This window comes from Pseudomonas fluorescens (assembly GCF_001623525.1).
Lineage (GTDB): Bacteria > Pseudomonadota > Gammaproteobacteria > Pseudomonadales > Pseudomonadaceae > Aquipseudomonas > Aquipseudomonas fluorescens_Q.
This window is the reverse complement of the sequence record NZ_CP015225.1, coordinates 3729612-3754773: the sequence shown is the minus strand read 5'-3', so window position 1 is coordinate 3754773 and position 25162 is coordinate 3729612. Positions and strand designations below refer to the sequence as shown.

Sequence of the window (25162 nt, the reverse complement as noted above, 5' to 3'; positions counted from 1 at the left end):
GAGCTCCACCATGTACCTCGCCGAATTCCTCACCGTCGCCCTGATCCACCTGCTGGCCGTTGCCAGCCCTGGGCCGGATTTTGCCGTGGTGGTGCGCGAAAGCGTGACCCATGGCCGGCGTGCCGGAACCTGGACGGCGCTGGGCGTCGGCACGGCGATTTTCCTGCATGTCGGGTATTCGCTGTTGGGTATCGGCCTGATCGTGTCGCAATCGATCGTGCTGTTCAACGCGCTGAAATGGGCCGCCGCTGCGTACCTGCTGTACATCGGCTTCAAGGCACTGCGGGCGCAACCGGCCAAGCCCACCGAGGACAACCTGCACAAGGAGGCCGGTGAACGTACTCCTCGCGGCGCGTTCACCTCGGGCTTCGTCACCAATGGCCTGAACCCCAAGGCGACGCTGTTTTTCCTGTCGCTGTTCACCGTGGTGATCAACCCACACACGCCGTTGGCTGTCCAGGCCGGTTACGGTGTGTACCTGGCGGTGGCGACGGCCGCCTGGTTCTGCCTGGTGGCGCTGCTGTTCAGCCAGCAACGGGTGCGCGCCGGTTTTGCGCGCATGGGTCACTGGTTCGACCGGACCATGGGCGCGGTGCTCGTCGCCATTGGGGTGAAGCTGGCGTTTACCGAAGCGCATTGACCGTTGCGCGCTGTCCTTTGATCGCTTCCACGCGGATGGAAGGGGCCACGATCGACATTTTCTGTCAAAAAGTGGTGGCATGCTGGAGACCTGCCAGGGCATTTCCCCGCAGGTTTTTGTAACAAGCGTGATACTTGTGCTCGCTGTTGGATCCCGATGAGACAAGGTTTGGTTGCGCCATGCTTGCGAAACCTGGGGGCTAGATGGCTCAAGGCTAGTATTTGCGCGCGGATCAAATCATTCCTTTGGCTGATTTGATCTGTGTACAAGCGCTCTAGAGTGCTTGCTTCCAGCCAAGACCGTGCAGTCAGAAAAGGGACTCTTATGTTGCAGACTCGCGTTATTCCCCCAGCCGAAGGCGCCTATCAATACCCGCTGCTGATCAAGCGGCTGCTGATGTCCGGTACGCGTTACGAGAAAACCCGCGAGATCATCTACCGCGACCAGTTGCGCTACAGCTATCCGACGCTGATCGAACGGGTCGCGCGCCTGGCCAACGTATTGACCGAGGCGGGGGTCAAGGCTGGCGATACCGTGGCGGTGATGGACTGGGACAGCCATCGCTACCTGGAATGCATGTTCGCGATCCCGATGATCGGCGCGGTGATCCACACCATCAACGTGCGCCTGTCACCGGAGCAGATCGTCTACACCATGAACCACGCCGAGGACCGCTTCGTGCTGGTCAACAGCGAGTTCGTCGGCTTGTACCAGGCGATAGCCGGGCACCTGACCACGGTGGACAAGACCCTGCTGCTGACCGACCTGCCGGAAAAAACTGCCGAGCTGCCGAACCTGGTGGGTGAATACGAGCAATTGCTGGCCGCCGCGGCGCCCACCTACGACTTCCAGGATTTCGACGAAAACTCCGTCGCCACCACGTTCTACACCACCGGCACCACGGGCAACCCCAAGGGCGTTTACTTCACCCATCGGCAACTGGTGCTGCACACCATGGGCGTGGCGACCATCATGGGGGCCATCGACAGCGTGCGGCTGCTGGGCACCAACGACGTGTACATGCCCATCACGCCGATGTTCCATGTCCATGCCTGGGGCCTGCCCTACGTGGCGACCATGCTCGGGCTCAAGCAGGTCTACCCGGGGCGCTACGACCCCGAATTCCTGGTTCAGCTGTGGCGCAAGGAAAAGGTCACCTTTTCCCATTGCGTGCCAACCATCCTGCAAATGGTCCTCAATGCCAAGGGCGCCCAGGACACCGACTTCGGTGGCTGGAAGATCGTCATCGGCGGCAGCGCGCTGAATCGCAGCCTGTACGAAGCGGCCAAGGCGCGGGGCATTCAGCTCACTGCCGCCTATGGCATGTCGGAAACCGGCCCGCTGGTGTCTTGCGCCCACCTCAATGAGGAACTGATGGCCGGCAGCGAAGACGAGCGCACCACCTACCGGATCAAGGCCGGCGTGCCAGGCCCGCTGGTGGAAGCGGCGATCGTCGACACCGAGGGGCGCTTCCTGCCGGCCGACGGCGAGACCCAGGGCGAACTGGTGCTGCGCGCGCCGTGGCTCACCGAGGGCTATTTCAACGAGCCGCAGAAGGGCGCCGAGCTCTGGGCCGGCGGCTGGCTGCACACCGGCGACGTCGCCACGCTGGACAACATGGGCTTCATCGACATCCGTGATCGCATCAAGGACGTGATCAAGACTGGTGGCGAATGGATCTCCTCCCTGGACCTGGAAGACCTCATCAGCCGTCACGTGGCGGTACGCGAAGTAGCAGTGGTCGGCATCCCCGATCCGCAGTGGGGTGAGCGGCCGTTTGCCTTGCTGGTGGTTCGAGAAGGGCATGAGATCGGGGCTCGCGAACTCAAGGAGCACCTCAAGCCGTTCGTCGAGTTGGGGCACTTGAGCAAGTGGGCGATCCCGAGCCAGATCGCCCTTGTTACGGAAATTCCCAAGACCAGCGTCGGCAAGCTCGACAAAAAGCGCATCCGCGTCGACATCACCGAATGGCAGAGCAACAACAGCACCTTCCTGTCCACGCTTTAGGCCTTTTTGCCGTGCCCGAAAGGGCACGGCAGCCCCACCAAGCAAGCGCTTGACTTGTCAAACCGCAAATTTCAGCCATCCTTGCCGTGCCGACACCTGTCGGCCTGGCGAAAGGACTGTCCCAGAGTGGTTGAGGGCTGCAAATCACACTTTAGAGGGATCAAGCCGTACTACCTGCTGGCTATAGTCCGCTCACGGATTCTCAGGAACGGGGCGCACGCACGAAAGGGCGATGCGACCTTGATGGATGCCGGGACGCTGCCGCTCCCAGCCATCGAGGTGTTCTTGAAATGTCCACTGCCATAACAATAATGCACATGGAGTAGCGTCGATGACCTCAGCAACCACGTTCTGGCGCCGGGCAAAACTGCCTCTGGCGGTCAGTCTCGCCTCTTCGCTCGCCGGGCCAGCATTCGGCGTCAGTTTCAACATCGGTGAAATCGAAGGCCAGTTCGACTCGTCCCTGTCGGTCGGCGCGAGCTGGTCCACGGCCAACGCCAACAAGGACCTGATCGGTGTCAACAATGGCGGCAAGGGTTTGTCGCAGACCTCCGATGACGGCCACTTGAATTTCAAGCGAGGGGAAACCTTCTCGAAGATCTTCAAGGGTATCCATGACCTGGAACTGAAGTACGGCGATACCGGTGTGTTCGTGCGCGGCAAGTACTGGTACGACTTCGAACTCAAGGACGAACACCGCCTGTACAAGGACATCAGCGACAGCAACCGCAAGGAAGGCGCCAAGTCCTCCGGCGGGCAGATCCTCGATGCATTCGTCTACCACAACTATGCCATTGCCGATCAGCCAGGCTCCGTGCGCCTGGGCAAGCAGGTGGTCAGTTGGGGTGAAAGCACGTTCATCCAGGGCGGCATCAACTCCATCAACCCGGTCGACGTGTCCGCGTTCCGTCGTCCTGGCGCCGAGATCAAGGAAGGCCTGATCCCGGTCAACATGTTCTACGTGTCCCAGAGCCTGACCGACAACCTGTCGGCCGAGGCGTTCTACCAGATTGAATGGGACCAGACCGTGGTGGATAACTGCGGTACGTTCTTCTCCCAGCCGGATGTGATTGCTGATGGGTGTACCGATAACCTGCGGGTGTTGAACAAGCGTTCAAGCATTCCGTTCCCGGGGGTCCTTCTTCCGATATTGGAAGGCCAGGGTGTCGATATCAACGAAGAAGGCGTGCTGGTACGGCGTGGCCCGGACCGTGATGCTCGCGACAGCGGCCAGTGGGGCGCGTCGTTGAAGTACATGTTCGAGCCGCTGGACACCGAGTTCGGTGCGTACTTCATGAACTACCACAGCCGTGCGCCGATCTTCAGTGCCACCGGCGCGCCTCAGTCAGTCTACGACGCGGTCACTGGCTCGCCGCTGGCGCCACTGATCGTCGCGGGTAATTCCCAATATTTCGTCGAATATCCGGAAGATATCCGTCTCTACGGCTTGAGTTTCTCCACCACCCTGCCAACCGGTACGGCGTGGAGCGGTGAGATCAGCTATCGGCCGAACGCGCCGGTGCAGTTGAGCAGCACCGATATCTTGTTCGCCGGCGTTCGCCCGATCGGTGGTCCTGTGTTGGGCAATGCTTCGCTGCTCCAGGGAGTGCCAGGCCAGGATCTGCATGGTTATCGCCGCAAGGAAGTCACTCAGTTCCAGACCACCTTCACTCACTTCTTGGATCAGGTCATGGGCGCCAGTCGCCTCACACTGGTAGGTGAAGTCGGCGTGACTCATGTTGGAGGCTTGGAAAGCAAGTCGGATGTTCGCTACGGTCGTGACCCTGTCTTTGGTCCGGGTCAACTGCCCAGCGGAGCCTGTAACGCGCTCAATAGCTCTACCGCCACAGGCGGCGGCCAGACCATCAACGACGTGAACAGCAACTGCAACAACGACGGCTTCACCACCTCCACCTCCTGGGGCTACCGCGCTCGCGCCATCTGGGAATACCCGGACGTGATCGCTGGCGTGAACCTCAAGCCCAACGTGGCCTGGTCCCATGACGTCAAAGGCTACTCGCCAGGCCCTGGCGGCAACTTCGAGGAAGGCCGCAAAGCCGTCAGCCTCGGGCTCGATGCCGAGTACCAGAACACCTACAACGCCAGCCTGGCCTACACCAACTTCTTTGGTGGCGACTTCAGCACCGTAGACGATCGCGACTTCCTGGCGCTCAGCGTCGGCGTGACCTTCTAAGCACCGTATTTCAGGACGACACACTATGAAAATAACAAAGAATCTGTTGCAGGCCGGTGTTCTGGGGCTCTCCCTGCTGGCCGCCAGCGTCATGGCGGCAGTGCCTGCGGCCGAGGCCGATAAACTGGGCAAGAGCCTGACGCCGATGGGCGCCGAGATGGCCGGCAATGCCGACGGCTCGATCTCGGCCTGGAAACCCATGGCCAAGAATGCCGGTTCCGTGGACAGCAAGGGCTTCCTCGCCGACCCATACGCCAGTGAAAAACCGCTGTTCACCATCACCGCGCAGAACGTCGACCAGTACAAGGACAAGCTCGCGCCGGGTCAGTACGCGATGTTCAAGCGTTACCCGGAAACCTTCAAGATGCCGGTCTACCCGACCCATCGCGGTGCCACCGTGCCGGACGCGGTGTTCGCCTCCATCAAGAAAAACGCGGTTAACACCAAGCTGGTCTCCGGCGGTAACGGCCTGGAAAACTTCGAGACGGCTGTGCCGTTCCCGATTCCTCAGAGCGGCGTGGAAGTCATCTGGAACCACATCACCCGCTATCGTGGTGGCAGCGTAACGCGCCTGGTCACCCAGGCCACCCCGCAGCCCAACGGTTCGTACAGCCTGGTGTACTTCCGCGACCAGTTCGTGTTCCGCGACAAGATGAAGGATTTCGATCCGGCCAACCCTGGCAACATCCTGTTCTACTTCAAGCAGCAAGTGACCGCGCCGGCGCGTCTGGCCGGTGGTGTGCTGCTGGTGCACGAAACCCTCGACCAGGTGAAGGAACCGCGTTCGGCGTGGGTCTACAACGCTGGTCAGCGCCGTGTGCGCCGTGCCCCGCAGGTGTCCTACGACGGCCCGGGTACCGCCGCCGACGGCCTGCGTACCTCCGACAACCTGGACATGTACAACGGCGCGCCGGATCGCTACGACTGGAAGCTGGAAGGCAAGAAAGAGCTGTACATCGCCTCCAACAGCTACAAGATCGATTCGCCGCAACTCAAGTACGCCGACATCCTCAAGGCCGGCCACATCAATCAGGACCTGGCCCGCTACGAGCTGCGTCGTGTCTGGCACGTGACCGCGACGCTGAAGGAAGGCCAGCGCCACATCTATGCCAAGCGTGACTTCTTCATCGATGAAGACACCTGGCAAGCGGCGGTAATCGACCATTACGACGGCCGTGGCCAACTGTGGCGCGTGGCCGAGGCCCATGCCGAGAACTACTACGACAAGCAAGTGCCGTGGTACGCCTTGGAAACCCTCTACGACCTGCAGTCCGGCCGCTACCTGGCGCTGGGCATGAAGAACGAAGAGAAATCGGCCTACGACTTCGGCTTCACCGCCACCACCGCCGATTTCACCCCGAACGCCCTGCGTCAGGACGGCATCCGCTAAACCGCTGCACCCGAGGCCGCATCCTCGAAACAACGCCCCGACTGGTTCGGGGCGTTTTTTTTGTTCGATCAGTCAACACAAAACCCTGTGGCGAGGGAGCTTGCTCCCGCTGGGTTGCGCAGCAGCCCCAAACCAGCCTTTTCATTGTGTCAGGTACAACGCAGTCGCTGCCTTGCGGGTTGCTTCGCAACCCAGCGGGAGCAAGCTCCCTCGCCACAAAAGCGGTGGCTGCCTGATTTTTTTCAAGTCGGTCGGCTTGTAGTCTTTTTGTAGCCATTTGTAGCACTCCCTTCAATACCTCCTCGTTTACCGCTAGTCTGCGGACATCTGCAACGCCGCCACCCGCATTCCTACAAGAGCCGGCCATGACTGATTTGTCTTCACTTCCGGATTCTGCCCGCGCAGCCATCGCGGTACAGGACGGGCGTTTCTACCGCCCGCCCTTGCCCGACGGCCATGTTATGCGGCCGCGGTTGTGCGAGCGTTTGAGCGCAGGGCTCGGAGGCAGGTTGCTGTTGGTCAGTGCCCCAGCGGGGTTCGGTAAAAGCTCCCTGGCGGTGGAGTTCTGCCAGAGCCTGCCGGCCCATTGGCAAAGCCTCTGGCTGGGGCTCAGCGCCCGGGACAACGATCCAGGCCGCTTCCTTGAACGGTTGCTCGAAGGGCTCCAGGCCTTTTTCCCGCAACTGGGCGGTCGGGCGCTGGGGTTGCTGAAAATGCGCCAACGTCATCAACCCTTTGCCTTCGAAGAATGGCTCGACGGCTTGCTGGACGAACTGTCCACGCACTTATCGCCCCACGAGCCCTTGCTGCTGGTGCTCGACGATTACCATTTGGCCCAAAGCCCTGTGCTGGATCGCTGCCTGCAGTTTTTCCTCAATCACCTGCCCGACGGGTTGCTGGTCCTTGTCACCAGCCGCCAGCGCCCGGACTGGCATTTGGCGCGCCTGCGCCTGTCGCGGCAGTTGCTCGAACTCAATGAGCAGGACCTGCGCCTGACCCATGAAGAAGCCTTGACCCTGCTCCAGCATCACAGCAGTTCGTTGCGCGGTGAGGCGCTGGAAAATCTTATCCAGCGCAGTGAAGGTTGGGTGGCCGGGCTACGTTTCTGGTTGCTGGCCGCCTCCGAAGCCGGTACCGAAGGCCTGCTGCCCCAGGCCTTGCACGGCGGCGAAGGGCTGATTCGCGATTATCTGCTTGAAGAGGTCATCGACTGCCTGCCCGCCGAGGTGCAGGCATTTCTCTACGACACGGCCCCTCAGGAACGCTTTTGCAGCGAACTGTGCGACGCCGTGCGCGAGGCCCATGACAGCGCCGAAATCCTGCGTTACCTGGCGGCCCACCAGGTGTTCCTGGTACCGCTGGACGAGCACGGCCATTGGTATCGATATCACCACCTGTTTTCCGACCTGCTGCGCAGTCGCCCCAGCGCACCGGCCATGGTCCCGGCCGCGACCCTGCACCTGCGGGCCTGCCGTTGGTTCAACGCCCAGGGCCTGATCGACGAAGCCGTGGAGCAGGCGCTGCGGGCCGGGCACCTGGACGTGGCGGCGAACCTGGTGCAGAACCTCTCGGAGGAGCAACTGCTGGCCGAGCAGAACGTCGGCATGTTGCTGCGCTGGAAAATGGACTTGCCCGACAGCCTGCTCATCAGCACCCCGCGGCTGATCGTGCTCTACAGCTGGGCGTTAGGGCTGGCCTGCCAGTTGGACGCTGCCGAAGAGCTGGCGGCGCACTTGAGTCGTTTCCTGCCGGCCCCCTCGGCCACTGCGCAAAAATCCATGCTCGCCCAATGGCTGGCCCTGAGCGGGATCGTCGCCCGTGGCCGGGGGGATCGCGAGACCACCGTGCGGTATTGCAGCGAAGCTTTGGAGAGCCTGCCGCAAAAACGCTACGGCCAGCGCCTGATGTGCCTGTCCACACTGTCGAACCTGGCGATTGCCGACGGCGACCTGTGGCGCGCCCGGAACCTGAACCGCGATTCCCTGGAGCTGGCGCAACGGGTCGGAAATCCACTGTTCGAGGCCCTGGCCCATTATGATCGTGCCCGGGTCCTGCAGGCGCGGGGAGAGATCCTGCGGGCGCTGGATGAAGTGCACCAGGGCCTGCAACGTTTGCACAAGCTGTCGCCCCAGCGGCTTTATGCGGTGCGGGCGCGCTTGATCATGTACGAAGGTTTTTTGCTGACCTTGCGCATGCAGCCTCAGGCCGGCCTTGCGCGCCTGCAGGCGGGCCTCACCGAAGCCCGCGCCTGCCGCGACATCAGCGTGCTGATCGGCCATTGCGTGATCGCGCGTATCGAAGGCTACAGCGGCGAGTTCGCCCGGGCCTTCGCCGAACTGGCGGAAGCCGAGCGCCTGATGCACATCTGGGACGTTCCGCCGATCTACTATCTGGCGATGATCACCCTGGTCAAGTGCGAACTCTGGTTGGCCCAGGGTCGCACCGACCTGGCCGAAGCCTGGCTGGCCCGGCTGGGCCAGACCTACACGGGCGAACGGGCCGCCGCGCCACCGGAATTCCACCCGCAACTGCCGCTGCATGTCGAGTTGCAACAGGCGGTGCTGGAGTCCATCCGGGGCCAACCGATACTCGCGCAAGGACGGCTCGATGCCTTGCTTGAACACGGTCAGCAAAGTGGCCGGCAGATGCTCAGCGTGATGGCGCTCAACCAGAAAGTCGCCTTGCTGCTGAGCATCGGGCGTGAAGCCGAAGCCCGTCGCACCCTGGCCCAGGCTTTCGAAGCTGCCAGCGGCGGGGTGTTGCAGCCCTTCGAATGGTTGTTCGGCGAGCACCGTGAATGGTTGCGCGAACAGCTGCTGCAGGCACCGCCCAGTACCTTGCGTGAGCATCTGCTCGAACGCCTGCCCTCGACGGTGGCCCAGCCTGCCGACCCGGCGGCGCCGGTCGAAACCCTCAGCAGTCGCGAGCGGGCGGTGTTGCAACTGATTGCCCAAGGCTGTTCGAACCAAGAGATCAGCGAGCAATTGTTCATCTCGTTGCACACGGTCAAGACCCACGCCAGCCATATCAACAGCAAGCTCGGTGTGGAGCGTCGCACCCAAGCAGTGGCGCGGGCGAAGGCGTTGGGGTTGTTGGGCTGAGTAAGATATTGCGGTCGATGAGATCCCCGTGGCGAGGGAGCTTGCTCCCGCTGGGCTGCGAAGCAGCCCCAACTGATAATCTGACACACCGCGGTGCCACGTGTAGGGTCGCTTCGCAACCCAGCGGGAGCACGCTCCCTCGCCACAAAGGCTTTGACAAGGAATGCCTCGATGTTGCCTCTGTACAAAACCATCCAATCCCCTGTCGGCCAACTGATCCTCGTCGCCCGACAGACACGGCTGGCGGCCATCCTCTGGGAAAACGAGCGGCTCAATCGGGTGCGCCTGGGGCCTTTGGAGGAGGACACCCAGCATCCGGTCCTCAAGGAAACCGAGCGTCAGTTGCTGGAATACTTCGCTGGCCAGCGCCGTCGTTTCGAGCTGGAGCTGGACTTCGCGGGCACTGATTTCCAGATCCGGGTCTGGCAAGCCCTGTTGACCATCCCCTTTGGCGAAACCCGCAGCTACCGCGACATCGCCATCCAGGTGGGGCAACCCACGGCGGTCCGGGCGGTCGGCGCCGCCAATGGCCGCAACCCCATCTCGATCATCGCCCCGTGCCACCGGGTCATCGGCAGCTCCGGCAGCCTTACCGGCTTCGCTGGTGGCCTGGCGGCCAAACAGTTCCTCCTGAGCCTTGAAGGTCAGCAGTCGCTGCAATTGGTGTTCTGACTGCCACTTCCCTGTGGGAGCTTGCTCGCGATAGCGGATTGTCAGCTTGCGTAGGTGCTGGCGGTGCCAGCGCTTTCAGGTCGGTGGTGATTTTGGGGGCAGCATCCGCGTCGGCGGTTGGCCGTTGGCATTGTGCTGGTAGATCTGCGCGGGCTGGCCCTGTTCATTGAAGAACACCTGGCCAATGCCGGCGCTGTTCCACAACCGTTCGCCCGCTTCGGCGTGTTCCGGGGTGTGGGGGACGATGCGCATGCTGCGGCGCTTGGTGAACCAGTTCAGGGGCGAGCGTGGCGAGTAGAGCCAGCGGTTCAGGCGATCGAACCATTCCAGCAGCGCAGGGGGAAATTCATTCTTGATGCCGCTGCTGGTGATCTGCCAGATGCGCGGGCCGCCCTTGCGGTGCGGGATCAACACTTCGTATACGAAGCAATAGTGCACGTCCCCGGACAGCACCACGTAATTACCGGGCGTACGTGAGTGGCGGAAAATGTTCAGGATCACCTGGGCAGCGCCGCGATGGGCCATCCAGTTTTCCGCATCCACCAGCAGTGGATAACCGCACCAACTGAACACCCGCTGCACGGTCTCGATCAGCTTCACACCGAAGATCGGCGCCGGTGAGACGATAATCGCCGACGGGTGATCCAACAACTCCTGCTGCAACTCGCTCAGGGCTTCCCAATCCAGCAGGCCGGAAGGTTGCTTGAGGTTGTTCTCGCTGCGCCAGCGGCGGGTGCGGGTGTCGAGCACCACCAGGGCCGGGGTACTCGGCAGTACGTAATGCCATTGCTGGAAACCCAGCAGAGTGTCGATCAGTTGGTCCTGGGGTTCGCTGTCGAGGTAACGGTCTCGGGCGGTGTCGCTCAGGGCCAGGGTTTGCGGGAGCACGTCAGCGAAGGCATCGGGGTTGTTACCCCAGCCCTGGCAGAGCATGTAGGCGATCAACGCATTGCCGATGATGCGTTTGGAGAACGGATGGCCGTAGGCCGTTTCCTCCCACTGCGCAGACAGGTTCCAGTCATCGGTAATGTCGTGGTCGTCGAAAATCATCAGGCACGACAGGTGCGCAAACACTCGCGCCACGCCGCCCAGACCGGTCTTGAACGCATCGATGCGCTGCTGTTCCAGGTCGTAGCGCTGGCGCCGTTCGACGGTCAGTTCGGGGGGCTGCACGGTGATCAGCGTCCAAGGCACGGGCGACCACACTAGCAGGTACATCGCCATGACCTCGGCAAAGGTCACCAGGTGATTGTCGGCGCTGCTGCTGGTGAAAATCGGCTTGCGGGCCCCGCCGAAAAATCGCTCGCGCAGGGTTTCGTTACTCTCCAGTGCCGGCAACAAATCGGCACGATGGTAATAACTGGCCGGGTGCTGATAGAGCCTGGCGCTGTCTTCCACCACGGCACCTTCCAGGCATTCCTCGAACAACCCCAGGCATTCGATCAGCGCATGAATCGCCCGCAACATGGGCCCGGCGACGTCGTCGGCATAGACCTGGTCGCCGCTCATCATCAGCAATGCCGGGCGTTGCTCAGGGGCTTGCGCCAACAGCCGGTCGACGCAGAGCAGGCCGTCGTTGGCTGGGTAATGGGGTTTGCGGCAAGAGCCGTGGACCAGTTGCTCGATGCGCGAATGCAGTATGAAATTCGGGCACTGTGCGCCGTCATACAGCAGGTGCGGCGCCCATTCGGCGATGGGCGCGCCGTCCACCAGCAAGTCGTAGTCAATCGTCACGTCCCGGGGCAGGGGGTTGGCGAGCCGTACATCGATCAAGTGCACAAACGCCCGCTGTCCCACCGGCACCACGGTGCAGCGTGTCGCATCCAGTGCAAGATCACCCACGCCGGCCACGCGCAACGTCATCGCCAATGCTCGCGTGCCCACCAGCCACATCACCAGCCGCGTGGGCTCCAGCCGTCGCAACAGTGGGCCGACCAGGACGGCGGGCAGGGCGGTGATATCAGAAGTGGAAGGCAGCATTCGCGGGTAAAAGCTCTGTTCAGGGAGAGGCGGGGGATCATAACGCAATGTGCCGGGTTGCTGGGGACAGGGAGGCGTTGTGGTAACCCTGTGGCGAGGGAGCTTGCTCCCGCTGGGCTGCGCAGCAGCCCCCAAATGTTTGCCTGACACACCGCGGTATCAGGTTTTGGGGGTGCTTCGCGCCCCAGCGGGAGCAAGCTCCCTCGCCACAACAGAAGTGTTCAGCCAGGGGCTTCAAGTTATCCCCTGTCTTGTTACGTCACTGGGCCTTGTTGGACGCCTGCGCCGCCTTGATCAGATCGGGCCCGATCTCCTGTTCGAACTTGGCCCACACCGGCTTCATTTTTTCGCGCCAGGCGTTACGCTGCTCTGGCGTGAGGGTAATGATCTCGGTGGTCTTGGCGTCCAGCACATGCTGCTTGTCCTGTTGGTTGAACCGCTCCGCTTCTTGGTTGGCATAGGCGGTGGACTCAACCACGATCTTGTCCAGTTCGCTGCGGATATCCGGCGGCAGGCCTTTCCAGAAGTCCGAGGTGGTGATCAACATGTAGTCGAGTATGCCGTGGTTGGACTCGGTGACATATTTCTGCACTTCATTGAGTTTCTGGTTGTAGAAGTTCGAATAGGTGTTTTCCGTGCCGTTGACCAAACCGGTGCGCAAACCCTGGTACACCACTGAGAAAATCATCGGTTTAGCCTTGGCATCCACCGCCTTGAACTGTTCCTCCAGCACTGCGGAGGTCTGGATCCGGAACGTCAGGTCGCGGGCGTCCTCGGGTGTGCGCAACGGCTTGTTGGCCGATAGCTGCTTCATGCCGTTGTGCCAATAGGCCAGGCCGGTGATGTTCTTGCTTTCCATGGACTTGAGCAGCTTCTGGCCCTCGGGGCTCTGCTGGAAACGGTCCACGGCGGGGATGTCATCAAACAAAAACGGCAAGTCGAACAACTGCACCGACTTGGTGTACTGCTCGAACTTGGCCAGCGACCGCGCAATGATCTGCACCTCCCCCAGGAGCAACGCCTCCATCTCCTTGTCATCGCCATACAGTGTGGAGTTGGGATACACCTCGACCTTCACCTTTCCCGGCAGCCGTTCTTCCGCCAGCTTCTTGAACATCAACGCGCCCTGGCCCTTGGGCGTTTGTTCACCCACCACATGGGAAAACTTGATCACTATCGGTTCAGCCGCCAGCGCGTTGCCCCCTGCACTGAGGGCGAGGGTGCAGAGGAGCGTTTTCCATATTGGCTTGAGCATTGCGAGGTTCCCTTTTTATTTGTCTTTATCGTACGGGCTCATTCAAAACCCGGCGTACAGCGGACAACGGCAAGTCTAGGGGAAAAAACGCCGGCTGCAGGATGCCTATCCAAGAGAGGGCCCCGGGCGTCTGCTAGGCTACGCCGCAGCAGGGCGTTTTTTTTTCAAGGACTTCTGGCGTTGTGCAAATGAAACCACCGCGGGTCGCAGTGGTGATCACATCGACTTGTGGAATGGCCGGCGCCTGACGGATTGGATGAGCTACGTGCGCATACAGATGGGTTTTTCGATCGATGGGACGTTCTCAGATTTCCATGACTCCAAAGACATATGGTTCTGGAGGGTCATATGAACTTCATCAAGGGCGCGTTGTTTGTCCTCCTGATCATTGCCCTGGCCGTTGGGGCGTTCAATCTGGTGTTCGTGGCGGTCGGCAATTACTTTGGACCGTTCTACGAAAGTGAGGCGGATCAGAGCCGTAACTTTGCAATCTGGTTGTTCGGTAATGCCGGGGTGGCGATCATCGCGGCGGTGGTCGGCGTCCTCTGGAATCGCCGGCGCAACCCCCGAATCTAACGGCGGCCACAGCGTTGCAGAAACGTGTGGCGGGGGAGCCCAGGGGCATCCTCCCTGGGCAAAAAGAAATTCGAATTCACCGGCAAGACCAACATCGGCGAAATTTCCCAGTTGATTTTCAACCTCCTCCTGACCTGATTTTTTGTAGCGCTCACAGACTCTGTGCTCGCTACAAATCCCCTGTGGGAGCGAGCGTGCTCGCGATGACGGTGGCCCATTCAGCCTCATCGGCCCAGGCATACCGCTATCGCGAGCAAGCTCGCTCCCACGGGGTTTTCTAGCCCTCAGCTCTATCTGTTATCCCTTCAAGTCATCATCCCCTCCCGTGATAAGTGGTCTCTCTTTTGTGTCTTGTGGTATGACGACATATTAAAATTCTTCACGAAAAATAAACTCTTCTTTCAAGAGGTTCTCATTTTGGTGCATGTTTTATTGAATTTCAGGGTTGACAGGCTGGCGTGAACGTCAGAATAATCCGACGCGTTGTATGACGACATACAAATAAACAATAACAATTGGGTACTCCTCCCTATGAGAATCACAGGCGTTCACGTCGAAGTCTTTTCCACCCCTTCGCGCCGTGCCCAGGACAGCGCCGGCCATGCCCATCCAGGCGATGAGGTCATGATCAAAATGGCTTTGCTGCGAATCGGTTGCGACGATGGCTCCGAGGGCTATGCCTTCGGCCCGCCTGAGTTGATTCGTCCGCACATCATCGAATCCTTCGTGCGCAAAGTGCTGATCGGTCGCGATCCGATGGATCGCGAAAGCCTCTGGCAAGACCTCGCGCACTGGCAGCGCGGCAGTGCCGGGCAGTTCACCGACCGGGCGTTGGCCCTGGTGGAGCAAGCGCTGTGGGACTTGGCCGGGCGTGCGCTCAAGCTGCCGGTGCACAAGTTGATTGGTGGCTATCGCGATAAGGTTCCGGCCTACGGCTCGACGATGTGTGGCGACGATTTGCCGGGCGGGTTGTCCACGCCGGACGAGTACGGCCAGTTCGCCGAAAAGCTGGTCCAGCGCGGCTACAAGGCCATCAAGCTGCACACCTGGATGCCGCCGATTTCCTTCGCGCCGAACCCGCAAATGGACATCCAGGCCTGCGCTGCCGTGCGTGAGGCGGTGGGGCCGGACATCGCGCTGATGCTCGACGGTTATCACTGGTACAGCCGCATGGATGCGCTGACCATCGGCAAGGCCCTGCAAAAGCTGAATTTTGCTTGGTTCGAAGAGCCGATGATGGAAGACTCGGCGGAGTCCTATGCCTGGCTGGCCGCCAACCTGGACATCCCGGTGTTGGGCCCGGAAAGCATCGCCGGCAAGTTCCACAGCCGCGCCAGTTGGGTGACCCAGAAATCCTGTGACATCCTGCGCGCTGGTGTGGCCGGGGTCGGGGGCATCGGGCCGTGCCTGAAGGTGGCGCACCTGGCCGAGTCGTTCGGCATGGACTGCGAAGTGCACGGCAACGGCGCGGCGAACCTGGCGGTGGTCGGGGCGATCAGCAATTGCCGCTGGTACGAGCGCGGCCTGCTGCACCCATTTCTCGACTATGAAGAAGTCCCGGCGCACCTCAACAGCATTGTCGACCCGATGGACGCCGATGGTTTTGTACACCTGTCCGACCGACCGGGGTTGGGCGAGGACATCAACTTCGCGTATATCGAAGCCAACACCCTGTCTCGACATTGATCCTGTTCCACGCCTGAGGTCGATGGCTGCCCGGGCGACAAGTCTTTATAAATATAAGAAAGGACTGAACCATGAATCTCTGGCCCAAGCGCCTGACCAGGCTGCTGTGTGTCGCCGTGGCCCTGTACGCAGTGCAGGTGCCCGTCAGCCTGGCCCAAGGCGAAACGCCCCCCGACCAATTGGTGGTGGGCATGAGCATGATCAACCTGCTGTCCCTGGACCCTGCCGCGGCGACGGGTCTGGAGGTCGCCGAGGTCAACGCCAACGTCTACGACATGCTTCTGGAGCAGGATGCGGCGCAGCCGGACACGCTGATTCCGGCCCTGGCGAAAACCTGGGACATCAGCCCCGACCGCATGCGCCTGACCTTCCAATTGCGCGATGACGTGCGTTTTCACTCCGGCGCACCGCTCACTGCCCAGGACGTCGCCTGGTCATTGCAGCGTGTGGTCACCCTCAACCGCGCCCTGGCTTCGACCTGGAAAGCCTACGGTTTCACCGCCGACAACGTCGTCAAGTTGATGCGTGCCGAAGGGCCGCACACCTTTGTCATGGAGCTGCCACGCGTCACGGACCCGATGCTGGTGCTCAACACCCTGGCGACTTCTCCCAGCGCCTTCATCATCGATCGCAGCGTCGCCTTGCAACATCAGGTTGGCGACGATCAGGGCGCGGCCTGGCTGGCGACTCACACAGCCGGCTCCGGCGCGTTCAAGCTCGATATCTGGCGCGCCAACGACGTGATCCTGATGAGTCGCAATGACGACTATTGGCGCGGCGCGGCGAAGTTGCGCCGAGTGATCATGCGCAACATGACCGAGTCCCAGGCGCTGCGGCTGATGGTCGAGCGCGGCGACCTGGATGTCGCCCGGGGCATGGCGGCCACCGACATCAAGGCCCTGGGCAAGGTCGATGAGGTGCGCATCCAGAGCATCGCCCGGGGCACGCTGTACTACGTGGCGATGAGCATGCAACAGCCGTTGTTCCAGGACATTCGCGTGCGCCAGGCCATTCGCCTGTTGATCGACTACCAGGGCATCAACGATGTGGTGATGCCGCATTACGGTGTGATCAATCAGCGGCCCTTGCAGTTGGGGCTGCCGGCACGCCTGGAAGACCCGGGCTATCGCCTGGACGTGGCCGAGGCCAAGCGCCTGTTGGCGGCGGCCGGTCACGCCGACGGCTTTAAAGTGACCATTCGATCGCTCACCGATCCGCCGTTCATCAACATCGCCACCAGCCTGCAAGCGACGCTGGCCCAGGCCGGTATCCAGGCGACGATCATCACCGGCACCGGCAACCAGATCTATGGCGCGATGCGCGACCGCCAATTCGACATCCTCGTCGGTCGTGGCGGCGGTGGGGCGGAGCGTCATCCGCATTCGAGCCTGCGGGCCCTGGTGTACAACCCGGACAACCGCACCGAAGCCAAGCTGAGCAACTTCCAGGGCTGGCGTACCTCGTTCTTCGACCCGCAGCTCAATCAGTTGATCGAGCAGGCCGAGCGCGAGCGTGATCCCGAGCGCCAGCGCCAAATCTACGCACGGATCCAGACCCTCTACGACCAACAGGCCGGGGCGATCATGCCGGTCTCACAGATGGTGGACGAAGTGGTGATCCACGCCGACGTGCGCAACTACATCGGCCACACCGCCGCCACCACGCGTCTTCGGGACGTCTACAAGCAGCGCTGAAATCGACGGCCACAGGGCCAAGGCAGGAATGAACATGTCGACTGCATCCTTTTCAATCTGGACCACCCGGGCCGCTTCGGCGACCCGGCGCGGCGGCTCGGTGGCGGTGACGCTGCTGGGGTTGCTGCTACTGACCTTTTTCATCGGGCGAGTGATGCCCCTGGACCCGGTGCTGGCCATCGTCGGCCCGGACGCCGACGCCTCGGCCTACGCCCAGGTGTACAAAGAGCTGGGCCTGGACAAACCGTTGTGGACCCAGTTCGCGATCTACCTCGGCGACCTGCTGCACGGTGACTTCGGCATGGCCTTGCTGACCGGCAACCCGGTCATCACCGACATTGCCCGGGTCTTCCCGGCCACCTTGGAACTGGCGACCCTGGCGATTCTGTTCGGCGTGTTGGCGGGCTTGCCGCTGGGTGTCTACGCCGCGACGCATCAGGGCCGTGCCGGTGATCATGTCGCCCGGCTGATCACGCTGTTCGGTTACTCCACGCCGATTTTCTGGATCGGCATGATGGCCTTCCTGGTGTTCTACGCCTGGCTGGGTTGGGCCGGTGGCGTCGGGCGCATTGGCCTGGCTTATGACGGGCTGATCCCGAAACACACCGGGCTGTTGTTGATCGACACCGCCTGGTCCGGCGACTGGGAGGCCTTTCGCAGCGCCCTGCGGCACATCCTGTTGCCGGCGGTGATCCTCAGCTTCAACTCGGTGGCCTACATCAGCCGCATGACCCGCAGCTTCATGCTTGAGCAACTGTCCCAGGAGTACATCATCACCGCCCGGGTCAAGGGTTTGTCCCAGCGGCGGATCGTTTGGGGGCATGCCTTCGGCAACATTCGCGTGCAGTTGTTGACCATCGTCGCGTTGGCCTATGGCGGCCTGCTGGAAGGCGCGGTGCTGATCGAAACCGTGTTCGCCTGGCCGGGTTTCGGCCAGTACCTGACCAGCAGCTTGCTGCTCGGTGACATGAACGCGGTGATGGCTTGCGTGCTGCTGATCGGCCTCATCTTCGTGACGCTGAACCTGATCAGCGACGCGCTGTACAAGATCTTCGACCCGAGGACTCGCTAATGAACCTGCCCCTGGCTTCCAGCGCACCCGCCGCGCTGCCCGCCTCCAGTACCGCAGCGATGGCCGCCAGTACCTTGCGCCTGCTGCGTTTCCTGCTGCGCAACCCGATGACCTTCGCCGGCCTGATCGTCGTCGCGACCCTGATGCTGGTCGCGGTCTTCGCGCCCTGGATCGCCGGCCACGATCCGCTGTTGCAGAACCTCGCCGGGGCCTTGCAGGCACCCAGCGGTGTGCACTGGTTCGGCACGGACGAATACGGTCGCGATGTCTTCGCGCGGCTGGTGTATGGCTCGCGCATCACCCTGTACATCGTCTTGCTGGTGACCGTGATTGTCGGCCCCATCGGCCTATTGGTCGGCACGGTTTCCGGCTACTTCGGCGGTTGGGTCGACAGCCTGTTCATGCGCATCACCGACATCTTCATCTCGTTCCCCAGCCTGGTCCTGGCGCTGGCCTTCATCGCCGCCCTCGGCCCGGGCCTGGAGCATGCGGTGATCGCCATCGCACTGACGGCCTGGCCGCCGATTGCCCGGCTTGCCCGCGCCGAAACACTGCCGCTGCGCAACGCTGACTTCGTTGTTGCGGTGCAGCTCCAGGGCGCGTCGAGCACCCGCATCATCCTGCGCCACATCATCCCGATGTGCCTGTCGTCGGTGATCATCCGCCTGACCATGAACATGGCGAGCATCATCCTCACCGCCGCCGCCCTGGGCTTTCTCGGTCTCGGCGCCCAGGCACCGCTGCCGGAGTGGGGCGCGATGATCTCCACCGGGCGGCGCTACATGCTCGAAAGCTGGTGGCTGGTGGCGGCACCCGGTGCGGCGATCATGCTGGTCAGCCTGGCCTTCAACCTGTTGGGCGACGGCTTGCGCGACGTCCTCGACCCACGCAGCCAATCCTGAGGAACAGGCCATGACTGAGATAAAACTTGCGGTACAGGACTTGTGCGTGGAATTTCGCAACGCCGGCAAAACTTCCCTGGCGGTGCGCGACGTGTCGTTCACCCTGGGCCGGGAAAAACTCGCCATCGTTGGTGAATCCGGCTCGGGAAAATCCACCGTTGGCCGCAGTCTTTTACGCCTGCATCCGCCGACCGCGCGGGTCACCGCCAAGACCTTGCGCTTCGCTGACATCGACCTGTTGGCCGCCAGCGAAAAGCAGATCCAGGCGATTCGCGGCGCGCGCATGTCGATGATCATGCAAGACCCCAAGTACTCGTTGAACCCGGTGGTGCGCGTCGGCGAACAAATCGCCGAGGCCTACCTGGCCCATCACAAGGTGCCCCATCGCGAAGCCCGCGAACGCGCCTTGGACATGCTCGCCAAGGTGCATATCCGCGACCCACGGCGGGTCTATGATCTGTACCCGCACGAGGTCTCGGGCGGCATGGGCCAGCGGATCATGATCGCCATGATGGTGATCACCGATCCCCAGGTGATCATCGCCGACGAACCGACTTCGGCGCTGGACGTGTCAGTGCGTCGCCAGGTGCTCAATGTGCTGGAGGAGTTGGTCAGCGAACGTGACCTGGGGCTGATTTTCATCAGTCACGATTTGAATCTGGTACGGCATTTCTGTGATCGCGTGCTGGTGATGTACGCCGGTCGTGTGGTCGAGTCGATTGCCGCCGCCGACCTGGATAACGCCACCCATCCCTACACCCAAGGCCTGTTGGCCGCATTGCCGAGCCTGGACCATCCGCGCGCCACGTTGCCGGTGCTGCAGCGCGACCCACACTGGTTGAATGCTTGAGGAGCCTGTCATGAGCATGATTGAAATCGCCGGCCTGAACCTCAGTTTTGGCACGGGCGCGGCACTGAACGCGGTGTTGCACGACGTCGATTTGAGTGTCGCCGAAGGCGAGGCATTCGGCCTGGTGGGGGAGTCCGGTTCGGGCAAGACCACCGTGCTGCGCTGCCTGGCCGGGCAGTACCAGCATTGGAGCGGACAACTGCGGGTCGCCGGCCAAGCCGTGACGCGCAACCTGCCGCTGAATCACTATCGCACGGTGCAGATGGTGTTCCAGGACCCGTACGCCTCGTTGCATCCGCGCTACACCATCGATGCCGCGCTGCAAGAGCCGCTGCGCATCCACGGCATCGACGGGCGTGCGCAGAAGGTCAGCGAGATCCTGCGCAAGGTCGGCTTGAACGACAGCTTTCGCTTCCGTTATCCGCACCAGTTGTCCGGTGGCCAGCGCCAACGCGTGGCGATCGCCCGGGCGCTGATCCTGCGTCCCCGGGTGCTGTTGCTGGACGAGCCGACCTCGGCGCTGGACGTCTCGGTGCAGGCGGAAATCCTCAACCTGCTGGCCGACTTGCGTCGCCAGGAAGGGCTGACCTACCTGATGGTCACCCATGATCTGGCGGTGGTGGCGCATTTGTGTGATCGGCTGGCGGTGATGCAGCAGGGCCGGGTGGTGGAGACGCTCGACAGTCATCTGCTGGCGAGCGATGGTGCCACCCATGCGTATACCCGTTTGTTGGTGCAAGCCAGTCGGGATATACAACGCGTGCCCATCGCTGTTTGAGGTTCTATTAATTAGTTGTACTTGTTTTAACCCGTAAAAAACGTTGGAGCCCAGGTATCAATGCCGCGCACGCGCTCGCCTGTGATTTAGCGTCTGCCCTAACTAACCTTTCAACCAACAAGAATAAAAAACATGAAAAAGACACTTGTATTAGTTTCCCTCGCTTCATTGTTCACTTCGGTTGTTGCAGTGGCCGATACCGGCTACATCAATGTGCGTCACCAATATGCGGAGAAAACTCGCATGCACGCCGACCGCGCCAAGTTTGGTATACGACTGGACAACGGCGTGGGCCTGGAAGGTGAACTCAAATACAAGACCGCCGGTGACCGGCAAGACGTCGCCTTCGACAATACCGTTGGCAGTGGTCATGAATTCACCGTCAACTACCAGCACAAGATCGATGACCGCTGGACGCTGACGCCTTCGCTGGCCCTGGATAGCGACGAGGAGTCCACCACCTACAAATTGGGCCTGCGCCTGGGTTACCGCGTGACCAAAGAGCTGAGCATCGCCGGGCGCTACCGTTTTGATTCAGCCAAGCTTGACCGCGACCAGATCGACCGTGACGTGCCGCATAATGGCCAGGACGATCAGAAGGTCAACCGTTACGATGTTTATATCAACTATGGCCCTCAAGGACCGTGGGCCTATGAATATCAATTGACTTATTTCGATGCCGACTACATTCGCTATAACGGCGGTACCGACGACTATGAACAGAATGCCGTGGTTAAATACCAGTGGGACAAACGCTGGGCGCCGTTCTTTGAAGTGGGCGATATCAAAGTCAACTCGGTCGACAGTGATCGCCAATTGCGGCTGCGGGTCGGTGTTAAATACAGCTTCTTCTAAATTGTGAGAGCAAGCGCCCCCAGACAGCACTGCTCGTTCAAGGGGGCGATGAATCCGTGGCGAGGGAGCTTGCTCCCGCTTGAGTGCGAAGCGCTCACAAAAATGGGCCTGCTGCGCAGTCCAGCGGGAGCAAGCTCCCTCGCCACAGTGAGTCAGCAAACCTTAAGTGAACAGCATTGGGCTTACTCGTTGTAGAACGCCTGCCGTTGCTGGGTTTCACGCAGGCGCATGCGGCTATTGCTCAGATGCAGGTACATGGCCGCCCGCGCGGCGTCGACATTGCCGCTGGCGATGGCGTCGAAGATCTGCTGGTGTTCGGCGTTGATCCCTTGCAGGTAAGCGCTGCGATCACTTTGCCCGGAGTAGGCGGAGTTCATGCGGGTACGTGGGATCAGCTTCGTGCCCAGGTGCTTCATGATGTCGATCAGGTAGTAATTGCCGGCCGCCTTGGCGATTTTCAGATGGAACTGGAAATCGGCGTTGATGGTAGTGCCGGATTTTTCCGGCCCTTGCAGCAACGCCTCCAGCGCCTGGGCCAGTTCGGCCAGGGCCTCGGGCGTTGCGCGTTCGGCGGCCATGCCGGCGGCCTGGACTTCCAGGCTCAGGCGAAACTCCAGCAGGCTGAGCACGTCCGACAACGTGGCAATCGTCGCCGGCCCCAGGGTAAAGCCCTCGGGTGCCGGCATGTCCAACACAAAGGTACCGACGCCATGGCGCGTCTCCACCAGCCCCGCCGCCTGCAAGCGCGACAGCGCCTCACGCACCACCGAACGACTGACGCCCTCGGCCTCCATGATATGCACTTCGGTGGGGAGCTTTTCGCCGCACTTGAGAATGCCGTCGCGCATGCGCTGGGCAAAGCGGTCGACCAGGGTTTCGGCGAGGCGTCGCGGCTTGTTCAGTGGAGATAACGCTTGATCCGTCATCGGCGTGCTCTTGGGTGATCAGCGGGCATTATAGTGCGTTTCGCCGCGAGGTCGCGGCTATAATGCGCGATCGTCTGGCTTTTATGGATAGGTGCAATGGACCGTGTCACACCCGATCGACGCCTGAGCATGACCCAGCAACTGGTGGTCGACCTGACGCAGCAGATACTGGCCGGCGAATTGCCTGCGGGCAGCAAGTTACCCACCGAACAGGTCATCATCAAGGAGCGCGGCGTCAGTCGGACGGTGGTTCGCGAAGCCATGTCGCGGCTTCAGGCCGAAGGTCTGGTGGAGACCCGCCACGGCATCGGCACCTTCGTGGTCGACACCGCTCGCCCAGGAGATTTCCAGGGCAGCAAACACGTCAAGGGTGGCGCCTACGACGCGCTGGCCGTGATCGAACTGCGCCTGAGCCTGGAAGTGGAAGCCGCCGGCATCGCCGCACAACGGGCCACGCCGCAACAGTTGCAGGCCATGCGCGAAGCGCTCGACGCGGCGAACGCCCTTGAGGCGGCCAATGATGAAAGCGCCCGGACGGATTTTGAATTTCATCTGCAGATCGCCCGGTGCACGGGCAACAGTTTTTTCATCGACGCCATGGCCCATGTGGGCAATAGCTTGATCGCGGTCGTGCAACAGGCCGGACCGGCAGTGACGGGGCAAAATCGGGCGTTGGTGGTGCGTGAGCGCGAGCAGATCTACGCGGCGTTGGCGCGGTGTGATGCCGAAGCGGCGCGGGCTTCGATGCGCCTGCATTTGATCAATATGCTGCAACGGGTTCGGGGTGTGGTCGAGTTGACGGCGCAATAACCTCCACCGCAGTTTTGATCCCAGGTGCCCACGGTTTCTGCGTCCACCACCGAGCCCCTGTGGGAGCGAGCCCGCTCGCGATGACGGTGGCCTATCCTCTTGCTAGTTGCGCTTCCAGCATTCCGCAAACTTTGCACATACCCCGTAACGCTCATCCATCTGCGCCATCCTCTCCAGGTGATGACCTACCGCTTCGACCGTCACCCCATTCCCGATTCGGAAGTACTCCACCATCATCGCGACGTCCAGGTCGATCTCGGCTTTTTCCGGCTTGGCATTGGCGGTTTTGGGCAACGCCCACTGTTCCAACTGCTCGTCCTTCAACTGCCGCAGGCGCACCTGGTATTCGTCCCTGAAGCGTTCCATCGAGCGCGCCTTGTTCTGCGCCATGTCATCGCCAAACGTCTTCAGGTTTTCCCGGTACAGGGTCCAGTAGTCAGCCGGCAGCTCGAAGCCGAGCTTGGCCTTGCGTTCGCTGATCAGGGTGTCCAGTTTCTCTGGCGAATAACTCTCGACTTTTTCCTTGGCCGGATCGGTTTTCACGGTGACGACCAGGCTTTTCTCGATGACGCGGTTCATCAGCTCCAGGCGATGGGGCGTGTCCGGGTAGGTTTTGGGAAACAGCGCATTGCGACCGGCGCAGGCGGGAAAGTCCTTTTTCAGGATCGGGATCGGTGTGCGCACGTCCTTGCCGTCGACCCGTTGCAGGCGTTGCAACTGAGTCAGGCAGAGGTTCTTCTCGGACTTGAAGGTCACCTCGTATTCGGCATTGGCCTCGGGGGTAAAGTTGAAGCCCTTGCCGCACACGGCATAACCGCTGTTCATGTTGGTGCGCAGGTGAATCTGCTCACCCGGCTTGAGCTTGACCTCCAAATAACCCCTGGCATCCTTGGGCGCCGGAACGCTCATCCCCACCCGCCGCGCGGTATCGCTCAACAGCATATTATTGAGGATGCCAGTGGTTTGCCCGTCGCAATGGGCCGCGTCGAAATAGTCCAGCGTGGCGTTGCTGGTATTGGCGACGAACCGCAACTTGGCGGCGTCCGGTTCGATGGCATCGGGGTAACTGCCATTGACGCTGCAACCGCCGAGCAATACGAATAACGCGAACAATGCTGACGACGGGACAAGACGGCGAGGCAGGGCGAGCATGAGGCATCCTTGAAGGATCGATAAAGTGGGTGAATGCTACTGAAGTGCCACTACTGCGTCCACCACCGACCTCCTGTGGGAGCGAGCTTGCTCGCGATGACGCCGGCACAGTCAACATCACCGATCCAGATAGACCGCTTCGCGAGCAAGCCCGCACAGGGGATTGCCTGCCAGTTGAAGCTCAGGGCTCCAGCGCCGGGCCCTTCAACTCGATCTGGTTGCCATCCGGATCGAAGCAGTAGATCGACCAGCCCTTGCCTTCCGCGCCATAGCGCATCTGCGCTTTCTCGACCTCCAGTCCAGCTGAAGCCAAATGAGCGAGGAGGGCAGGTTCATCAAACGGCTCGATACGCAGGCAGAGGTGATCGACATTGTGCCCCTGCTTTCCCGCTGCCGGCCCACCCTGGCGACCGAGAGGCCCGTCGACGGCAACCAGGTCAATCATCGAAACACCGGTGCCCAGATGAAGCATGCCAAGATCGTCCCGGCGCTTCTTGAGCTCGCAACCAAGCACCGACGTATAGAAAGCGAGGCTGCGCTCGAGGTCTTTTACGCGCAGGACGATGTGGTCGATACGTTGAATCGTGAAGTTCTTCATACGGGCCTCATGTGCTCAGTGCCG

Annotated in this window: 20 protein-coding genes and 1 pseudogene; 16 read left to right on the top strand and 5 right to left on the bottom strand. The window is 61.4% G+C overall.

Annotation, left to right across the window (positions count from 1 at the left end; all coding sequences use genetic code 11):
* Positions 1-10: 10 nt before the first annotated feature.
* The 6 genes from TK06_RS16215 (at position 11) to TK06_RS16190 (ending at position 10004) form a co-directional block, all read left to right on the top strand.
* Positions 11-640, top strand: a complete 630-nt coding sequence (locus TK06_RS16215; protein ID WP_063322898.1) for a LysE family translocator — start codon at positions 11-13, stop codon at positions 638-640.
* A gap of 324 nt (positions 641-964) precedes the next feature.
* Entirely contained in the window at positions 965-2647 is a 1683-nt protein-coding gene (locus TK06_RS16210) for a fatty acid--CoA ligase (protein ID WP_063322897.1), read from the top strand.
* A 331-nt stretch (positions 2648-2978) separates the two neighbouring features.
* Entirely contained in the window at positions 2979-4841 is a 1863-nt protein-coding gene (locus TK06_RS16205) for a DUF1302 domain-containing protein (protein WP_063322896.1), read from the top strand.
* 25 nt (positions 4842-4866) lie between these two features.
* A complete protein-coding gene (locus tag TK06_RS16200; protein WP_063322895.1) occupies positions 4867-6231 on the top strand; it encodes a DUF1329 domain-containing protein in 1365 nt (454 codons plus the stop codon).
* A gap of 365 nt (positions 6232-6596) precedes the next feature.
* Entirely contained in the window at positions 6597-9332 is a 2736-nt protein-coding gene (locus TK06_RS16195; protein WP_063322894.1) for a LuxR C-terminal-related transcriptional regulator, read from the top strand.
* A gap of 171 nt (positions 9333-9503) precedes the next feature.
* Positions 9504-10004, top strand: coding sequence for a methylated-DNA--[protein]-cysteine S-methyltransferase (locus tag TK06_RS16190; protein ID WP_063322893.1), 501 nt, complete (start codon positions 9504-9506; stop codon positions 10002-10004).
* Between the two features lie 75 nt (positions 10005-10079).
* Here the strand turns inward: TK06_RS16190 and TK06_RS16185 are convergent, their stop codons facing one another.
* Positions 10080-11984 (bottom strand): alkaline phosphatase D family protein, encoded by a 1905-nt coding sequence (locus TK06_RS16185; protein ID WP_063322892.1) that lies wholly within the window; start codon positions 11982-11984, stop codon positions 10080-10082.
* Positions 11985-12243: 259 nt separating this feature from the next.
* Entirely contained in the window at positions 12244-13239 is a 996-nt protein-coding gene (locus tag TK06_RS16180; RefSeq protein WP_063322891.1) for a TRAP transporter substrate-binding protein, read from the bottom strand.
* 348 nt (positions 13240-13587) lie between these two features.
* Between TK06_RS16180 and TK06_RS16175 the strand changes: the two genes are divergently transcribed.
* From TK06_RS16175 to TK06_RS16140, 9 genes and pseudogenes are all read left to right on the top strand, one after another.
* A complete protein-coding gene (locus tag TK06_RS16175) occupies positions 13588-13815 on the top strand; it encodes a hypothetical protein (protein ID WP_063322890.1) in 228 nt (75 codons plus the stop codon).
* A gap of 48 nt (positions 13816-13863) precedes the next feature.
* Positions 13864-13953 (top strand): annotated as a pseudogene (locus TK06_RS33490) (PH domain-containing protein); the annotation flags it as partial.
* A 393-nt stretch (positions 13954-14346) separates the two neighbouring features.
* Entirely contained in the window at positions 14347-15501 is a 1155-nt protein-coding gene (locus tag TK06_RS16170) for a mandelate racemase family protein (protein ID WP_063322889.1), read from the top strand.
* Positions 15502-15572: 71 nt separating this feature from the next.
* Positions 15573-17195, top strand: a complete 1623-nt coding sequence (locus TK06_RS16165; protein ID WP_063322888.1) for an ABC transporter substrate-binding protein — start codon at positions 15573-15575, stop codon at positions 17193-17195.
* A 34-nt stretch (positions 17196-17229) separates the two neighbouring features.
* On the top strand, positions 17230-18267 hold the full coding sequence (locus tag TK06_RS16160) for an ABC transporter permease (protein WP_025211956.1): 1038 nt from the start codon (positions 17230-17232) through the stop codon (positions 18265-18267).
* A complete protein-coding gene (locus tag TK06_RS16155; protein ID WP_063322887.1) occupies positions 18267-19169 on the top strand; it encodes an ABC transporter permease in 903 nt (300 codons plus the stop codon). Before TK06_RS16160 ends, TK06_RS16155 begins: the two co-directional genes overlap by 1 nt.
* 10 nt (positions 19170-19179) lie before the next feature.
* Positions 19180-20019: an ABC transporter ATP-binding protein gene (locus tag TK06_RS16150; protein ID WP_046063877.1), complete on the top strand. Its 840-nt coding sequence runs from the start codon at positions 19180-19182 to the stop codon at positions 20017-20019.
* A gap of 10 nt (positions 20020-20029) precedes the next feature.
* Positions 20030-20797: an ABC transporter ATP-binding protein gene (locus TK06_RS16145; protein ID WP_063322886.1), complete on the top strand. Its 768-nt coding sequence runs from the start codon at positions 20030-20032 to the stop codon at positions 20795-20797.
* 132 nt (positions 20798-20929) lie between these two features.
* Positions 20930-21652, top strand: a complete 723-nt coding sequence (locus TK06_RS16140) for an oligogalacturonate-specific porin KdgM family protein (protein ID WP_063322885.1) — start codon at positions 20930-20932, stop codon at positions 21650-21652.
* Positions 21653-21834: 182 nt separating this feature from the next.
* Here the strand turns inward: TK06_RS16140 and TK06_RS16135 are convergent, their stop codons facing one another.
* Positions 21835-22578, bottom strand: a complete 744-nt coding sequence (locus tag TK06_RS16135) for a FadR/GntR family transcriptional regulator (RefSeq protein ID WP_063322884.1) — start codon at positions 22576-22578, stop codon at positions 21835-21837.
* 96 nt (positions 22579-22674) lie between these two features.
* Here TK06_RS16135 and TK06_RS16130 point away from each other — a divergent pair, with 96 nt between their 5' ends.
* Positions 22675-23388, top strand: a complete 714-nt coding sequence (locus tag TK06_RS16130; RefSeq protein ID WP_063322883.1) for a FadR/GntR family transcriptional regulator — start codon at positions 22675-22677, stop codon at positions 23386-23388.
* Between the two features lie 102 nt (positions 23389-23490).
* Here the strand turns inward: TK06_RS16130 and TK06_RS16125 are convergent, their stop codons facing one another.
* Positions 23491-24540, bottom strand: a complete 1050-nt coding sequence (locus TK06_RS16125; RefSeq protein WP_063322882.1) for a hypothetical protein — start codon at positions 24538-24540, stop codon at positions 23491-23493.
* Positions 24541-24721: 181 nt separating this feature from the next.
* Entirely contained in the window at positions 24722-25138 is a 417-nt protein-coding gene (locus TK06_RS16120; RefSeq protein ID WP_063322881.1) for a VOC family protein, read from the bottom strand.
* Between the last annotated feature and the right edge of the window lie 24 nt (positions 25139-25162).

What these genes read in the sequence shown, in the direction of transcription:
- TK06_RS16190 (WP_063322893.1), top strand. Translation starts at nt 9,504, where the DNA reads ATGTTGCCTCTGTACAAAACCATCCAATCCCCTGTCGGCCAACTGATC.
- TK06_RS16155 (WP_063322887.1), top strand. Translation starts at nt 18,267, where the DNA reads ATGAACCTGCCCCTGGCTTCCAGCGCACCCGCCGCGCTGCCCGCCTCC.
- TK06_RS16185 (WP_063322892.1), bottom strand. Translation starts at nt 11,984, where the DNA reads ATGCTGCCTTCCACTTCTGATATCACCGCCCTGCCCGCCGTCCTGGTC.
- TK06_RS16140 (WP_063322885.1), top strand. Translation starts at nt 20,930, where the DNA reads ATGAAAAAGACACTTGTATTAGTTTCCCTCGCTTCATTGTTCACTTCG.
- TK06_RS16210 (WP_063322897.1), top strand. Translation starts at nt 965, where the DNA reads ATGTTGCAGACTCGCGTTATTCCCCCAGCCGAAGGCGCCTATCAATAC.
- TK06_RS16180 (WP_063322891.1), bottom strand. Translation starts at nt 13,239, where the DNA reads ATGCTCAAGCCAATATGGAAAACGCTCCTCTGCACCCTCGCCCTCAGT.
- TK06_RS16120 (WP_063322881.1), bottom strand. Translation starts at nt 25,138, where the DNA reads ATGAAGAACTTCACGATTCAACGTATCGACCACATCGTCCTGCGCGTA.
- TK06_RS16170 (WP_063322889.1), top strand. Translation starts at nt 14,347, where the DNA reads ATGAGAATCACAGGCGTTCACGTCGAAGTCTTTTCCACCCCTTCGCGC.
- TK06_RS16160 (WP_025211956.1), top strand. Translation starts at nt 17,230, where the DNA reads ATGTCGACTGCATCCTTTTCAATCTGGACCACCCGGGCCGCTTCGGCG.
- TK06_RS16215 (WP_063322898.1), top strand. Translation starts at nt 11, where the DNA reads ATGTACCTCGCCGAATTCCTCACCGTCGCCCTGATCCACCTGCTGGCC.
- TK06_RS16195 (WP_063322894.1), top strand. Translation starts at nt 6,597, where the DNA reads ATGACTGATTTGTCTTCACTTCCGGATTCTGCCCGCGCAGCCATCGCG.
- TK06_RS16125 (WP_063322882.1), bottom strand. Translation starts at nt 24,540, where the DNA reads ATGCTCGCCCTGCCTCGCCGTCTTGTCCCGTCGTCAGCATTGTTCGCG.
- TK06_RS16200 (WP_063322895.1), top strand. Translation starts at nt 4,867, where the DNA reads ATGAAAATAACAAAGAATCTGTTGCAGGCCGGTGTTCTGGGGCTCTCC.
- TK06_RS16165 (WP_063322888.1), top strand. Translation starts at nt 15,573, where the DNA reads ATGAATCTCTGGCCCAAGCGCCTGACCAGGCTGCTGTGTGTCGCCGTG.
- TK06_RS16130 (WP_063322883.1), top strand. Translation starts at nt 22,675, where the DNA reads ATGGACCGTGTCACACCCGATCGACGCCTGAGCATGACCCAGCAACTG.
- TK06_RS16205 (WP_063322896.1), top strand. Translation starts at nt 2,979, where the DNA reads ATGACCTCAGCAACCACGTTCTGGCGCCGGGCAAAACTGCCTCTGGCG.
- TK06_RS16145 (WP_063322886.1), top strand. Translation starts at nt 20,030, where the DNA reads ATGAGCATGATTGAAATCGCCGGCCTGAACCTCAGTTTTGGCACGGGC.
- TK06_RS16175 (WP_063322890.1), top strand. Translation starts at nt 13,588, where the DNA reads ATGAACTTCATCAAGGGCGCGTTGTTTGTCCTCCTGATCATTGCCCTG.
- TK06_RS16150 (WP_046063877.1), top strand. Translation starts at nt 19,180, where the DNA reads ATGACTGAGATAAAACTTGCGGTACAGGACTTGTGCGTGGAATTTCGC.
- TK06_RS16135 (WP_063322884.1), bottom strand. Translation starts at nt 22,578, where the DNA reads ATGACGGATCAAGCGTTATCTCCACTGAACAAGCCGCGACGCCTCGCC.